The 16,198-nt window shown below is 67.9% G+C and carries 7 protein-coding genes and 1 pseudogene; all 8 read right to left on the bottom strand.

The features are described 5' to 3' along the window. Position 1: 1 nt before the first annotated feature. On the bottom strand, positions 2-9,169 hold the full coding sequence (locus NOF53_RS16445; RefSeq protein WP_255970609.1) for a non-ribosomal peptide synthetase: 9,168 nt from the start codon (positions 9,167-9,169) through the stop codon (positions 2-4). Positions 9,170-9,310: 141 nt separating this feature from the next. Continuing rightward, a complete protein-coding gene (locus NOF53_RS16440; protein ID WP_255970607.1) occupies positions 9,311-10,891 on the bottom strand; it encodes an amino acid adenylation domain-containing protein in 1,581 nt (526 codons plus the stop codon). Beyond that, positions 10,888-11,925 carry an HAD-IIIC family phosphatase gene (locus NOF53_RS16435; protein WP_255970605.1) on the bottom strand — a complete coding sequence of 346 codons (1,038 nt, stop codon included), beginning with the start codon at positions 11,923-11,925 and terminating at the stop codon, positions 10,888-10,890. Before NOF53_RS16435 ends, NOF53_RS16440 begins: the two co-directional genes overlap by 4 nt. Before the next feature lie 6 nt (positions 11,926-11,931). Further along, complete coding sequence (locus NOF53_RS16430) at positions 11,932-12,942, bottom strand: 3-oxoacyl-ACP synthase (RefSeq protein WP_255970603.1); 1,011 nt, start codon at positions 12,940-12,942, stop codon at positions 11,932-11,934. Beyond that, the gene (locus tag NOF53_RS16425; protein WP_255970601.1) at positions 12,939-14,036 is read right to left on the bottom strand and encodes an acyl-CoA dehydrogenase family protein; all 1,098 of its coding nucleotides are present in this window, start codon (positions 14,034-14,036) and stop codon (positions 12,939-12,941) included. The genes NOF53_RS16430 and NOF53_RS16425 overlap by 4 nt, the downstream gene beginning before the upstream one ends. Then, entirely contained in the window at positions 14,033-14,332 is a 300-nt protein-coding gene (locus NOF53_RS16420) for an acyl carrier protein (RefSeq protein WP_255970599.1), read from the bottom strand. The genes NOF53_RS16425 and NOF53_RS16420 overlap by 4 nt, the downstream gene beginning before the upstream one ends. A gap of 44 nt (positions 14,333-14,376) precedes the next feature. Next, positions 14,377-15,519, bottom strand: coding sequence for an LLM class flavin-dependent oxidoreductase (locus tag NOF53_RS16415; RefSeq protein ID WP_255970597.1), 1,143 nt, complete (start codon positions 15,517-15,519; stop codon positions 14,377-14,379). Continuing rightward, a pseudogene (locus NOF53_RS16410) lies at positions 15,520-16,086 on the bottom strand (DUF1684 domain-containing protein); the annotation flags it as partial. Positions 16,087-16,198 lie beyond the last annotated feature (112 nt).

Genomic DNA, 16,198 nt, shown 5'->3' with positions numbered 1-16,198 from the left:
GTCAGAATTCGTAGGTGGCCGGGGCGGCGACCTCCGTTGTCTCGGCGGAGTGGGAGATCGCTTCGGCCTGCGCGGCGACCGTGACGACGTCGAACAGCCGGCCCACCCGTAGCACCCCCGGCCACCGGTCCTCGAACCGCCGCGCAAGCTCCACGACCCGGACCGAATTGCCGCCGACGTCGAAGAACCCGTCTTCGCGCGAGAAGTCTTCGTGCCCCAGCACGGCCACCCATTGCTCGGCAACGGCGCGCTGTAGTTCGGTCCACCGTTGCCGCGAAGATCGGTCGGGCGACTGCGCCTCCGCGATCAGTGCGCGCAGCGCGTCCTCGTCCGCTTCGCCGTCCGTCGTGCGCGGCACTGCACCGAGCGCGACGAACCGCGCGGGTACGAACCGGGATTCGAGCCGCTGCGCGCCGAACACGCGAAGCTCCTCGGGCATCGGCAGGACTGCCGCCGCTGCCGCCGGAACCCAGAAGAGCGTGACACCTGCTGCAGTCGACAGCGCGACCGCCTCGCGGATCGCGGGGTGACTCTTCATGACTTCCGTAATCGAGTGAAGCGGGGAGCCCCCGACGCCGACGAGGTGTCCCGACCGGGTCCACCGCGCGTGCCTGCCGGTACGGAACATTCGCGAACCCGGGGCACCGAACGGATTGGCAACGACGGTGGCGGCCGCCGCCCGCGGTGACAGGCCGTCCGCCTGAATCTCGTCCAGGTACACCGCGCCGGTTGCCCCCTCGGGCGCGAGATGCAGCCGGGAGTCCAGGACGAAAGTGCCTGCTGCCATACTTCGTTCGCGGAGTGTGCGCCGCTCGACAGGAGTAAGGAGATCGACGTCGCCAACAGCAACACCCGGTTGGGAAATTACGGCCGCGAGAATCCTGGCGAAGCGGTCGGCGAGGATCCGGACAGTGTCCGCGCCGAACAGGTCGGTGGCGTAGGTGAAGGCAGCGGTCATACCGCTCGGCGTCCCGGACTGGTCGTAGCGTTCACGAAGGGTCAGTTGCAGGTCGAAGAGGGCCACCGCGATGTCGGGTTCGAGCACCTCTATGTCGAGGTGCGGCAGCGTGAGTTCGGGATACTCGGTATTCCGGAACTCGAGCAGCACCTGGAACAAGGGCGAATGCGACTGCGATCGAGGAGGATTGAGTGCCTCGACCACTCTCTCGAACGGCACGTCGGCGTGGGTGTATGCAGCGAGGTCGGTGTCGCGGACCCGCTCGAGCAGCTCAGTGAAGGTCCCCGACACCTCGGTCCGCAGGACGAGGGTGTTGACGAACATCCCCACGACGTCGTCGAGGTCCGACTCTCCGCGACCGGCGACGGGTGATCCGATCACGATGTCACTGGTGCCGCCCGACCGGGACAACAGCAGCGCGAACGCCGCGTGCATCACCATGAACACAGTGCAGTGCCGCGACCGTGCGAGCGCCACCACATCCCTGTGCAGATCCGCATCGATCGAGAACCTCCACCGGTCACCGGACCCCGATCGTTGTGGTGGCCGATCCCGATCCGCAGGTAGCTCGGTCACGACCGGGGCGTCGGCGAGAACGGATCGCCAGTAGCCCAGTTGCCGGGACATCAGGGAGTCGGGATCGTCCTCCGACCCCAGCAGTTCGCGCTGCCACACCGTGTAATCGGCATACTGCACCGGCAGCGGGTCCCATTCGGGCGCCCGACCCGCGGATCGGGCCGCGTACGCCGCCAAGACGTCCCGCGCCAATGGCACCATCGAGAACCCGTCCGCGGCGATGTGGTGGACCACGACGACCAGAAGGTGGTCCCGCTCGCCGTACTCGAACAGTCGGGCCCGTATCGGGACGTCGGCGGCCACATCGAACCCGGTCGACACCAGCTCCGACACCTGTTCGTGAAGTGCGTCGCCGGTGGTCACCACCGTGGGTCGCGCGATGTCGTTCGCGTCGACGATCACCTGGGTAGGCCCCGCGCCCCCGTACGGATACCGGGTGCGCAGCGACTCCTGCCGTGTCACCACATCCGCGAGTGCCGAGGTCAGCGCGCCCACGTCGAGTGCGCCGGAGAGTCGCACCATCATTGCGACGTTGTAGGCGGGCGAGGACGTGTCGAACTGATTGAGTAGCCACATCCGGTGTTGCGCCCACGACAGCGGGAGCGGATCCGGCCGTTGCACCGCGGTCAACACGGGCTTCTCCGCCGCGCCTGTGCCGCCGATCCGAGCAGCCAGTGCCCGCACCGTGGGGGCCTCGAACACTTCCCGCACCCCGATGTCCGAGCCAAGCGCGGCGTTGATCCGCGCGACGACCTGGGTCGCGGTCAGGGAGTTACCACCGGACGCGAAGAAGTCGTCGTCGGCACCCACGGCGCCGCTTCCGAGGACCTCGGCGAAGATGCCGGCGACCGCGGACTCGAACGGCGTGGTGGGCGCGCGGAAGATGCGCGGGGCGAGCTCTGGGTCCGGGAGCGCGCGCCGGTCGATTTTCCCGTTGGGCCCGAGCGGAAATCGGTCGAGGACGGTCACCGTGGCCGGCACCATGAACGGCGCGAGAACGGATCCGGCGAAATGCAGGACTTCGGTGCTGTCGAGGCGTGCCTGCTCTCGAGCCGTGACGTAACCGGCGAGCGCCGCCTGGCCGGCCGGCGTGCGGCGCACCGCGACCACCGCCTGCGCGACCCCGGGGCAACGGGTGAGCACCGCCTCGACTTCGCCCGGCTCCACCCGCTGTCCGCGCAGCTTCACCTGAAAATCGTTGCGGCCTACGTATTCCAGTAGTCCCTCGCGTGTCCATCGCATGAGGTCGCCGGTACGGTACATTCGCGAGCCCTCGTGGTCGAACGGGTTCGCCACAAACGAGGTGGCGGTCGAACCGGGCATCCGGTGATAGCCGCGCGCCAACCCCTCCCCCAGCATGTACAGCTCACCCACCACTCCGACGGGAACCGGGCGCAGCCACTCGTCGAGGAGAAGTTCGCGGATACCCCGGATCGGACGTCCGATCCGCACGGGGTCGCCGGCTGCCATCGGGGCGCCGATGTTGGATACCACCGTCGTCTCCGTGGGCCCGTAGGCGACGAGGAGGTCTCGCCGGGATGCCCAGCGATCCAGCAACTCCGGTGGACAGCGTTCCCCGCCGACGACGAGGGTGCGGAGGAGGTGGAGACCGCGCGGATCGACAGTGGCGAGCACGGCGGGGGTCATGAAGGAATGCGTGATTCGCTCGGAGGTGAGCAGTTCGGTCAGCGCTTCGCCGCCGTACACGTGGGTCGCGGCGATCACCAGGCGGGCGCCCGCACCGAACGCCATGAGGTACTCGAGCATCGATGCGTCGAACCCGGGGGAGGCAAGGTTGAGGACCCGGGACGCGTTCGTCGTGGCGTACCGGGTGTGTTGCTCGGCGGTGAGGTTCTGCAGCCCGGCGTGGGTGATCACGACACCTTTCGGCGTTCCGGTCGACCCGGAGGTGTACATCAGATACGCGGGATGTTCCCGCCGCAGCGGCACGACCCGGTCGCCGGCGGTGATCGGATGGGACCGCCACCGTCGTGACGGACCGGGGTAGTCGAGATGTAGCCACTCCACACCGTCGGGCATTCGGTCACGCTGTTCGGCCACTGTCAACCCGGCGACCGCCCCGGAATCTGCGAGGATGTCGGCGATCCTCGCCGGCGGCAGACTGGGATCGACCGGCACGAAGGATGCACCCGATTTCGCCACCGCCCACACCGACACCACCAACTCCACCGACCGGACGAGTCCGATCGCCACCTGATCTTCCGGCCCGATCCCCCGATCGATCAGCACCCAGGCCAGCCGATTCGACCAGTCGTCGAGTTCGCGATACGACATCACCGCGTTGCCGTAGGACAGCGCGACGGCATGCGGATCGCGCTGCGCCGCAGCAGAAAGAATGTCCGGTAGCAACCGGGGTGCCTCCGCAGGATGTCCGCACACCGGAACCAGCGCCTCCCGCTCGTCGGGAGCGAGAAGATCGATTCGCGCCAGGGGCACGTCGGGCGTTGCCACGATGGTGTCGAGGACACGCACGAATCGATCGGCGAACGTCTGCACGGTCGCGGCGTCGAAGATATCGGTGGCGTAGGTGAATGTCGCACTCATCCCCGCCGGGGAGCCGTCTTCGCGGAACTGCTCGACCAGGGTCAGCTGCAGATCGAAGGTCGACACCGACACGCCGAGATCGATCTCCTCCACCGTGAGATCCGGCAGGGTCGGCGTCGGCCGTTCGACGTCCTGAAATTCGAACAACACCTGGAACAACGGCGCGTGTGCGGTAATGCGCGGCACGTCGAGCGCCTCGACGACCCGATCGAACGGCACATCGGCGTGCGCGAACGCCTCCAGATCTCGGTCCCGCACGGTGTGGAGCAGGGCCGCGAACGAATCGGAGCCCGTGATCGGGGTGCGCAGGGCGAGCGTGTTGACGAACATCCCGACCACGTCGTCGAGGACGGCTTCGCTGCGACCGGCGACTGGCGACCCGATCACCACATCGCTCGTACTCGTCAGGCCCCCGAGCAGTACCGCGAACGCCGCGTGCGACACCATGAACACCGTCACCTCGTGTTGTCGCGCCAGGTCCCGCATCCGCTCGTGCAGGCGCTCCTCGACGGTGAACGACATCCCTGCCCCGGCGAGGGACCGATGTTCCGGACGAGGACGATCGAGCGGCAGTTCCGCCACGACCGGCGCCTCGGCGAGCGCGGAACACCAGTACGCGAGTTGCCGGGACATCAGGGAGTCGGGGTCGTCCTCCGACCCGAGCAGCGTCCGCTGCCACACGCTGTAGTCGCGGTAGTGCACCGGCAACGGTTCCCAGCGCGGCGCGTTGCCCGACACCCGAGCCGAGTAGGCGGCCGTCACATCCCGGGCGAGTGGGGCCAGCGACAGCGCATCTGCCGCGATGTGGTGTACCACGAGCGCGAAGACATGCTCGCGGGGACCGATTTCGAACAGTTCCGCTCGCAAGGGAACCTGTGCCGTCAATTCGAAGCCCGCCGACAGTGCCGCCGAGAGGCGCTGTCGCAGATCGCTCTCCCCCACCACCGCCACGGAGCGCAGGCTCGGCAGGGCGTCCTCCACCGTGAGCACCGACTGCACGGGTACGTCTCCCACCAGCGGGAACACCGTCCGGAGAATCTGGTGACGGTCAACGACATCCGTCAATGCCGCCCCCAACGCGGCGACGTCGAGGGGCCCGCGCAACCGGAAGGCCGCTGCGATGTTGTAGGCGGGCGACGTCGTGTCGTACTGGTCGAGAAGCCACATCCGCGTCTGCGCGAGAGACACCGGCACCGACACGGAACGATCAGTCGCAACGAGCGGTGGCCGCGTCGTGGTACCCGCCCCGGCTACCCGGGTCGCCAGCAGTCGCACCGTCGGGGCGTCGAAGATGTCGCGCACGCCGACGCCCGCGCCGAATTCGGTGTGGATACGGGCCGCGGCCCTCGCGGCGATCAGCGAGTTGCCACCGAGCGCGAAGAAGTCGTCGTCGACACCGACGGACGGCACGTTCAGCGAGTCCGCGAAGACGGTCGCCAGCGACTCCTCGACGGCAGTGCCCGGTGCGACGAACTCCGCACGGGAATTCACTACCGGAGAAGGCAGTGCCGCCCGGTCCAACTTGCCGTTGGCGGTGACCGGCAGCTGAGCGAGGACCGTCACCGACGCCGGAACCATGTACGAGGGGAGCGCGGATTCCGCTATCTCGCGCACAGCACTCGGATCGACCAACGCCCCGGGTTCGGGGACTACGTACGCGGCGAGGGCAGGGCCGGTCACCTGGTCCCGGTGCACCGTCGCGACCGCCTGCGCCACCCCGTCGCAGCGGCCCAGCACCGATTCCACCTCACCGAGCTCCACGCGGAATCCGCGGATTTCGACCTGTTGGTCGTCGCGCCCGAGGTACTCGAGTAGCCCGTCCCGGCGCCACCGCACCACGTCACCGGTCCGGTACATGCGCGACCCGGATGTGTCCGCGACGAAGCGGGATGCCGTGAGCCCGGCGCGGCCCAGATAGCCGCGCGCCACCTGCGGCCCCGAGACGTACAGTTCGCCGGCCACGCCCACCGGCACAGGATGGAGTCGCGGGTCGAGCACCGACACCTTGAATCCCGGAATCGCCCGCCCGATCACGCTGGTCCATGCGGCGGCCGCGAAACCCGGGTCGAGTGGCAGGTGACTGACGTGCACCGTCGTCTCGGTGATGCCGTACATGTTGACGAGCACCGGCGCATCCTCGTCGTGGTGGGAGTACCAGCGCGCAAGTTGCCCGAGGTCGAGCGCCTCACCGCCGAGGACGACGTACCGCAGCGGTAGCGGTTCGGCGTGCTGGTCCGCGGCGTCGGCCTCGATCAGCTGCGCGAATGCCGTGGGCGTCTGACTCAACACCGTCACCCGTTCTCTGCGCAGCAAACCGAGGAAGTGTGCGGGTGCGCGGGTGGTGTCGAAGTCGAGGACGACGAGCGTTCCCCCGTGGAGGAGAGCGCCCCACAGCTCCCAGACGGAGAAGTCGAACGCCGGTGAGTGGAACATCGTCCAGACGTCGGTGTCATCGAACCGGAACAGCTGCTCGGCGCTTGCAAAGAGGGCCACCACGTTGCCGTGCGACACCGCCACCCCCTTCGGCCTGCCTGTCGATCCCGACGTGTAGACGACGTAGGCCAGCGACTCCGGACCGATCGGCCCCCGTTCGGAGTCCGTCACCGGCAGCGGCGAGACGGCGTCGACTCCGGTCTCTTTCGAGTCGAGAAGGAGTACCGGAATACCCGACGGCGCCAGCGTTGCTGCGGTGCCCCGCGTGGCGAGAAGGCATACCGGGCGGGCGTCGTCGAGCACGAACGCCGACCGCTCACCGGGGTGATCGGCATCGATCGGAAGATATGCAGCACCGGCCTTGACGACGGCGAGCAACGCGACGACCAGCGCTGCCGACCGCGGTGCAGCGACCGCGACCAGGGATTGCGGCCCCACCCCGATCGAGAGGAGGTATCGGGCAAGGCGATTCGACCGCGCGTCCAGCTCGCCATAAGAGAGCCGCTCGCCGCCCGCCACCACCGCGGTGGTATCTGCGGATCGCGCGGCTGTCAGCGCGAACAGCTCGGTCAGCGTCCGACGCGTGGGCGACGCAGGCCGGGACGACCACGTCCGGAGCAGTGCGTGCTCGGCTGGTTCCAGGAGATCGATGTCGCCGGCCACGATGGACGGGTCCGCGAGGGCGGCCTCCGCGATGCGCAGCAGCCGAAGACCGAAGCTCGAGGCTGTGACGGCGTCGAACAAGTCTGCCGCATAGGTGAATCGGACGTGCTCATGCTGTTCCCCGACGGTCACGAGAAGATCGAGGTCGCCGAGATCGCGACCGCGCTCGGCATAGTCGAGCAACACCTGGAACAGCGGCGCATGCGACCGAGACCGCGGCGGGTCGAGAGCGTCCACGATCTGCTCGAACGACGCGCCGCGGTGAGCGGAGGCCTTCGCTGCCGCGTCCCGCACCCCCTCGACCAACTCGGTGAACGGTTCGGAACCACGCAGCCGGGTCCGCGACACCAGTACGTCCGCGTCCACCACGGTCCCGACGACGACGTCTTCGGTCCGTGCCACTCGCGACAGCATCAGCGCGAGCACAGCGTGCATCACGGTGAACACGTCGGTGCGGTATTCGGCCGCGAACTCAGTGAGCCGGTGGTGCAGTTCTGCGCCGATCGGAGCGTAGACGGTGCCGCTGCGCCCCGACGGGCGGGCGGGCCGGGGTCGGTCGGCAGGCAGCTCGATCAGCGGCGGCGCTCCCGCCAGTGTTCGCGTCCAGAAATCGAGCCTGGCGGTGTCGTCGTGGACAGCGGTGATCGGGGCGTCCGCGTCCGCCCCGAGGAACTCGTCGAGCAGTTCCACGAATCTGCGGTGGTGGGCGCCGACCTCGTCGGCGTCGTACCGGTGGGGATTGGCGAGGAAATGGACGAAGGTTCGCACGGGCGTACCGCTCTGGTACACGTCGACGAGTAGATCTTCCACCGGCCCGGACGTGACGATGTGGTACTCGCCCACGAGAGTGCCGAGCCTCAGCTCCTGGTGGAAGAGCATCACGTTGATCATCGGTCCTGACAGTGTGTCCGCAGCGCCCGGTCCCACGTCGCGCCGGATGTCCCCGAGCCCGAAACGCTGGTGTCGCAGTGCACCCAGCAGGTCGAGTCGGACTCGTTCCACCAGCTCACCCACCGTGTCTTCGGGCCGGATCTCCACCGGCAGCGGCACGATGCCCGCCATCATCCCGCCCGACCGTCGCAGGACCGCGGTCGTTCGCGCCGACACCGGAATCCTCAGCAGCACGTCCCGGCGTCCGGTCATGCGTGACAGGTAACAGGCGAACGCGGCGATGATCTTCGCCGTCCCGTGCTGCCCGGCCTCGCGTAGCGCACGCTCGGCCGCTTCCGGCAGCGGTCCCGCGATGTCGGTGCTTGCGGCCACCGCGGGTGCCATCGTCCGAGTCAGGCTCGGTCCCGGACCGAGTCCGGCGATCCGTTCGGCCCAGAACGTGCGGTCCGCAGCGAAGCGACTCGACGATCGGTACTGTTCGTCCACGTCGAGGAGGTACCGGGGATCGGCGGCCTCGTTCGGTGGCAGCTCCCGGTTCAGCGTCGCGGCGCTGTATCGGGCCGCGATCCGGTTGAGCATCGTCATCGCGCCGTAGCCGTCCAGCGCGACGTGATGAATCTTGCTGTACCACAGGTAATGCTCGTCCCCGACGCGCAGAATCGAGGATTCGACGAGGCGATCGTGTGTCAGGTCGAGTGGCTTGCCGCAGTCCGTCCGCATCCACTCGCGAGCCGCGTCCACCGGGTCGGCCTCCCCGCGGAAGTCCACCAACCCGATCGACCGGTCCGTCGAAGGGTCGACCACCTGCAGCGGGCGGCCCTCGATCTCGACCAGACGCAGAAACGGCGATCCGAACTCGTCGGCGGTGGCCACCGTGGCAGACCTGAGGAGATCGACGTCCAGGTTTCCGTGCAATTCCACATACTGCGCGATGCACAACGGCACGTCCGGTGCGAGCTCCTGCGCCAACCAGGCCTCATGCTGCGCCGCCGAGAGCGGAAATGGCGAATCGGGAAGAGACGCGGGAGTGTCGGCGACACAGGCGGGTTCGCCGTCCGCCCCCCTCGCTGCTCGTCGCTCCATCGCAATCGCATCCCAGCCAAGGCCCCCATCGCCTTCGCATCCGGGAGCAACCACACCACGGTGACGGACTACTCGTCCCTCACCCTGACCACGCCACGAAATCCCCGAGCAAGTCGAGACTGCCTCCAATCCAGCACACTGTCAACAGCCGCCACCGCCGTTCACCTCGGCCTTCGCCGACAACGCCCGCAGCGCCACCTCGTCGACCTTGGTGCTGGGCGCGAGAGGAAGGGCACCGAGCGCCACGAAACGGCCGGGCACCGCCTGCATCACGAGACGCTCGGCGCAATGGGCGGTCAGGTCGCGGGTGGTGGGCAGGAGCGTCGCCGCCGCGGCGGGAACCCAGAACGCGGTAAGGGCCGTGTCGCCGTACTCGTCCACGGTCGCAAGTACCACCGCCTGACGGACCGCCGGGTGACTCTCGAGCACCGATTCCACTGCGTGCCGCTCCACCCTCACTCCCCGCACCTTCACTTGACCGTCGACCCGGCCGCAGAATTCGATGTCGGCGTGAACATCGACGCGCGCGAGGTCGCCCGCGTGGTACATCCGGGCGCCCGGCACCGCGCAGAACGGATCGGCCACGAACCGGGCTGCGGTGGCGGCAGGGCGACGGGCATATCCGGCGGTGATCTGGGGACCACCGAGGTAGAGATCTCCCACCGTTCCCTGCGGCACGGGAACCAGCTTCGCGTCGAGGATGTGCGCAGTCGTGGCCCCCAGCGGCCTGCCGATCGGGGCGATCGACGCCGGCACCTCACGCACTCGATGCGCCACGCAACTGACGGTGGTCTCGGTGGGTCCGTATTCGTTGCCCAGCGGGACACCCGGAAGCACGGTGCGGTGCCGTTCGACGAGCGTCGCGGGAAGCGCCTCACCGGCGAGGGTCACCCACTGCAGATGTGAGCGCAGCGGAGCGAGATGCGGCAGCAGCAGGCGGTAGAACGACGGCGTCGCCGCGAGATGGGTGGCCTTCCACTTCGCCGCGAGCGCTGCGACAGCCTCGGCGTCGCGCACACCATGGGCGTCCGGGAGCACGCTCGTGCCACCGGTGCAGAGCGCCCAGATCGTCTTCAGCAGGGCCCCGTCCCACGTCAGGCGAAACGCGGAGAACGTGACCAGATCGGCCTCGTCGTAGTCGTAGTTCCGGCCGGCGACCATACTCGCCAGATTGGCACGGGTGGCCACGACGGCTTTGGGGACACCGGTCGTTCCCGAGGTGGTGATCACATAGGCAGGTGCGCCATCCGGGACGCGTTCGGGAAGGTCGCTGCCATGAGACCGCGGCGGCGTTGCCCGGTGACGGTCGACCAGTGCGGGCGAGCCGGCACCGGCTTCCCAGGCGAGGACGCCGACACCCTCCGTGGAGGTAGCCGGGTCCGTGGAATCGAACACGATGGCGCCGCAGTCGACGTCCGACAGCAGGGCGCGCAGCTGCATCGCCGGGTGGCCTGGTTCGATGACGCACCACGCTGCGCCCGCCCGCAAGGCGGCGATCATCGCCACCACCGTGTCGGCGCTCTGCGCCCGGTAGATCAGGACTACCTGGCCCGGCCGCACTCCGGTTGCCGCCAGCTCTGCCGCCAGTTCCGCACTCGCCGACTCGAGCTCGGCATACGTCAGGGCCCGCTGTCCCACTGCTATCGCGGTCCGTTCGGGTACCCGTGAGCACTGCTCGAGGATTCCCGCGATCACCTCGCCCCCAGGAAGCACGGTGCTCATGGCACCGCGCTCACGATTCGGACGTGATCGGTGTTCGGCCCGCCGGATCGAGCAGAGCCGTTGTGGCGCAGCAACAACCGTCCGGGGTCCGCCACCCCGACCTCGAACCCACCGAATCGGAGGGTCACCAGCATCACGCGATTGACCTCCGTGGCCACGAACTCCGCGCAGGGATGCTGTCCCCGTGCCCGCGCCCGGTCGACGACATGCTGGATCAGGGCCGCGCCCACACCGCGGGACATCACGCGACACGACATCAAGAGCAATTGGAGCACCGAGTCGTCGCCGCGGAACTCCGACACCGCCAGTCCGATGGTTCCGTACCCACCGAAACGGTCCTCGAGTGACGCAACGAGCACCTCGTGTCGGTCCGAACGGCACAGTCGGCGGAGTTCGTCGATGCCGAACGTGCGACCGGTGGTGTTGAGTTGATGTGAACGCACGGTCAGTTCGTGTGCCCGCGCCAGGTCCTCTTCCTCTGCCCTGCGCACGGTCATCACCAAGCTCAGCGAGGCGAGGAAGTCGGAGTTCGATCCAGCGAACTCCTCTTCACTGCTCTGCCGGATCCGCTCGGCGCGGTACAGCGCTCGGCGCTGCGCCGCTTCGGCCGTGATCGATTCCGGAGTCAGCTCGGGCAGATCGGGAAACGAGGCGATGTTCTCGGCCGGATAACACCGCACCGACGGCAACGCTCCGGCGACCTCGGCGCGCTCGACCGGATCGTTGTCGACGAAGGCCACGGTGTCGAGACCGATGTGCAGGGTGTCCGCGATCCGCCGCACCGCACCGGATTTCGGTCCCCACCCGACGTCGACGGCGCAGAACAAATCCTCGAGCCCGTGGGCGCGCAGGTGAGCCACAGCAGGTTCGAACTCGCCTCGGCTCGCGATGGCGTGCAAGATGCCTCGTCGGTCGAGCACATCGAGAGTACGGAGCACCTCGGCCTTCGGAACCGGGACATCCTGTTCGAGTACCACTCCGTCCCAGATGGTGTCGTCGAGGTCCCAGACCACGCACTTGACGGTCTGCTCCATCAGGGGTTACTCCCCGTCCCCGGTCGAGTCCGGCAGTCGCCGCAGTAGTGCGCTACTCCACGCCGCGACGGGACTGCTGTTCATGAGTACGGCATATTCTCCCGGCCGTTGCGACGCGGCCGCGCGTTCCAGGTTGAGTGCGACGTCGACGGATCCGAGGTGGCCGAACCGGGCGAGATTCGCGCGGCACACCGGGTCGATGGTGACATCGAGAGCCTCCTGCCAGAACGCGAACGCACCGGCCGAGAGGTTCTGCATCAGGAAGGTCCCCACCCTGTCGTGTTCCACCCCGCTGCGTCCGAGAAGGGCAGCATTGATGTCGGTGAAGCGTTTCCGGCTCTCTACGGCAAGCCGGAACGAGTACGTCGGCTCGTCCGTGCATTCCTCGGTCCAGTCGGCCTCGCGCACGTTCCGGTAGTCGATACGGAACAGATCCGCGTACTTCCCGTCACTGCGGACGATCTGATCGACGAGTTCGTATCGCCCGGTCCCCGACGTCGTCAGCAGCACCGCGGCCGCACCGTCCCCGAGTAACGTCATCGGTGAGCGGTAGCGTGCTCGCGTCGGCGTCTTCGCAGCAGCGACGACGAGAACATTCTGGCAATGGGAGTCACCCCGAAGTAGCGCGGACGCCAGCGCGAACGCCGCCGAGATCGACACGCAGCCCAGGTCACCGACACCGGTGGTGAATGCCTGGTTCGCGCCGAGCCGGTGTTGCAACCGAGTGGCCTCGGACGCGAGCAGATACTGCGGAACCCGCCCCTGCACGAGCAGGAGGGCATCGAGCTGGGTGGGGTCGATGCCCGCTGCGCGCAGCAACTCGGTGGCGGCGCCGTAGGCCATGTCCGACTCGGACGCTCCGATGCCGATCCGAACGGTGTCGATGCCGAGGGACAGTGCGTGCTCACGCTGCGCGACAGGTAGCTGATCGAGTTCCGGTAAACCCGCCACGGTCACCTCGTCGTCCGGGAACCACAGCGCGATCGATTGCAGGGTGACGGGTGGAGACGCGGTCATCGAACACCGCCGGCCAGCACGTACTCACCGATCTGCAATTCGGCGACCTCGGTGGCACCCTCGATGATCTGCATGACCTTCGCGTCCCGGAAGAATCGGCCCACCTTGCTGTCCGCAGCGCATCCGGCGGCGCCGAGGATCTGCACTCCCTGCTGACTCAGCGTCACGGCGGCGCGCGCGGCGGCGTACTTCGCGGCAACGGTGGTGAAGAGTGCGGTGTGCTCGTGTGCGTCACGTTCCTGCGCGGCGCGTTCGCAGAGAGCGCGCGCCCCGGAGACCTCCACCCAGCCGCGGCCGATCATCGACCGCACCGCGTCGTACTCGGACAACACGGCGCTACCCTGCACGCGGGTGGATGCGTGAGCCACCGCGTCGGCGAGGCACGCCCGCGCCATCCCCGCGCACCCCCACGCGATGGTGTACCGGCCGTGGTCGAGGGCTGTGCCGGTGACGTGGGACAAACCGAATCCGGGCGGTGCAATCACGTGGGTCGCGGGTATGGATACGTTGTCGAGCTCGATGTGCGCCACCCGTGTACCGCGCATGCCGAGTTGCCCGTGTACCGGTTCTACGGTGACCCCGGGCGAGCTCGTCTCGACGAGTGCGGTCGTCAGGCCGCCGGACGCCCGTCCGAGGACCAGCAGTACGTCCGCGACCTGGCCGTAAGTCACCCACAGCTTCCGACCCGACACTCGGTAATCCGAACCGACGGGGTCGAACGAGGTGGTCACACACGAAAGTTCGGTTCCGGCGCCGGCCTCGGTCGCCGCGAATCCGGCGAGGAGCTCACCGGTCGTCAGTACCGGCAACCACTGTGCCTGTTGTTCGGCGCTTCCCCATCGGTCGAGGGCGGCGTTCACCATCCCCTGCACGGTGAGTAGCGAACGCAACGATGTGCAGACAGCTCCGAGTCGTTCTGCCACCGAGCCCAGTTCGGCTGCACTCAGGCCGAGGCCCCGGCAGGCCGTGGGCCTGTCCAGTCCCAGAACACCGGCCCGCGCGGCGGCTTCGATCACCTCGGTGGGCAGCCCCGACTCGTCCCATGCGACAGCATCCGTTTCCGCTGCCGCGACCAGAGTGTCGATTCCGATCACGGCGACGCCCCGTCCGTGGCCCGAACCTGCTCGCCCCGCTTCCGCCGGATGAACTCCGCAACTCGGGCAACGGTGCGGAAGTTGTCGAGGTCGAGGTCCTCCACCTCGACCACGACGTCGTGGGAGCCCTCGATGTAGGTGACGATCTCGAGAGCCCGCAGCGAACTCACCAACCCCAGCGTGAAGTAGTCGTCGTCGGGTCCGAGATCCGTCGACGTGATCGAACTGAGGTACTGCCGTAGCTGCTCGACCAACCCGTCAGGGGACTCGGGCACAGGCGTATGTGCTGTCTCCATGAGCGGGGGATTCCCACTTGGACCAACGTTCAACCATCGTGGTGTCAGGCAGCGAGCAGGCGGGGCAACCCCCATTCCCGGGCAAGCAGCTCGTAGGAACGCAGTCGATCCGCGTGGTCATGGGTGACGGTGGTGACCACGAGTTCGTCGGCGTCGGTCAGTTTCCGCAGGCTGTCGAGCCGGCCGGCGACGGTGGCAGGTGCCCCGACGAACTGGGTGATCAGCCGGTCTTCCACTGCTGCCCGTTCCGTCTCGGCGAGGGGAGCCGTACGGCCGGGATCGGGGTACGGGATTGCACCGTGCCCACTTCGGATGCTGTGGGTCCAATGCCCGAAGGTCGACGCCAACTCCCGGGCTGCCGCGTCGTCGTCCGCCACCACTGCGTCGGCGGAGACGACGACATACGGCTCCCGCAGAACCCGCGACGGCCGGAAGGCTGCCCGGTACGCCTCTACCGCTTCGACCGTCGTCGCCGGGCTCACGTGGTAGTTGGCCCCGAAGGGCAGCCCCAGCCGGCCGGCGAGTTCGGCGCTCGGGCCCGCACTGCTCCCGAACACCCATACTTCGACGTCGGCGCCCTCACCCGGACTCGCGTGCAGTTCGATGCCGTCCTCTGTGCGGTACGTGCCACAGAGTAACGCGAGGATGTCGTCAACCTGCTGTTCGAACTCGGGTGACCGTGCCCCCGGCTGTTGTAGCACCGACATCGACGCCGTGAGCCGCGGCGACAGCAGGAGTCCGGACGGGTCGAACGGCGCCGGAATCACGACGCCGTCCCGGATCTCGGTCCGGCGCTGCGGTACGGGGGGCTGGTTTCGGCGTTCGGCGACCGCGTCGAGTGCCAACGCCCTGCGTTGACCCGACCTCCCCAGGCCGAGGTCCACGCGCCCGGGATACAGGGCATCGACGGTTCCGAACGCTTCCACCACGGCTGCGGCTGTGGTATGCCCCAACTGCACGGCCGCAGCACCGACGCGGAGGGTGCTCGTCGCCGCAGCGAGAATGCCGACCAGCACGGCGGGTGACGAGCTCGCGACGCCGACGAAATGATGTTCGGCAACCCAGTACCGCGTGTACCCCCACAGTTCTGCGTGCTGGGCGAGGTCCACGGTGTTCCGCAGCGCGGCGCGGGCTGTTGATCCGTCGCTGACGGGAGACAAGTCGAGGACCGACAACGGAGTGACCATCTATTCCGCTTCCGTCGGGCGAGGTTTCTTCTCGCCCGCCTCGACCGCGAAGTCCAGGCGATTCTCGGCAGGCGCCACCGGGCAGGTGGCGTAGTCGGTGAACGCACACGGCAGATTGGCGGCGCGGTTGAAATCGACGACTACCCGTCCGTCGGTTCCGGGCTCGTCCACCGCCAGCGACCGTGCTGCCGGATAGGTGCTCACACCGCTGGTGGCGTCGGTGAAGAGAACCTGCACGCCACCGTTCTTGCCTGCGAAGGCGACGAGTTCGTGGCTCTCGCCGTCGAATTCGAAACTCAGCGAACCCACCGCAGTGTGATGGTGCTCGAGTCCCTCGACGACGGCGCCCGTCGTCACTCCGCGGGACTGCGCGTACGGAGTGAACGTCGCCGCCACCGCGAACCTTCGGGCGGGGCGGAAGGTGGGGATCCCCGTGAACGATGCGAGGGTGGCGCTTCTCGGGTCGTGGATACGCAAAGCCACGTCCCCGGTCCGGCGGATCACCTCGATGGTGCGGTTCCCGTGGCGCACGAGCAGACCCGGTGCACCCTCCACAGGTACTAGTGTCGTACGCCATAAATTCGTGCTCTAGCTTGATATTCTGAGGCATGCCTCGAACCGGACGCCCGAAGGCTGAGTTGATGTTGACCGATAGCGAACGCGAACAACTCGTTCGATG

The sequence above is a fragment of the Rhodococcus tibetensis genome (assembly GCF_024438035.1).
GTDB lineage: Bacteria > Actinomycetota > Actinomycetes > Mycobacteriales > Mycobacteriaceae > Rhodococcus_F > Rhodococcus_F tibetensis.
Note: the sequence above shows the minus strand (reverse complement) of the source record. Positions and strands in the feature narration are given on the sequence as shown.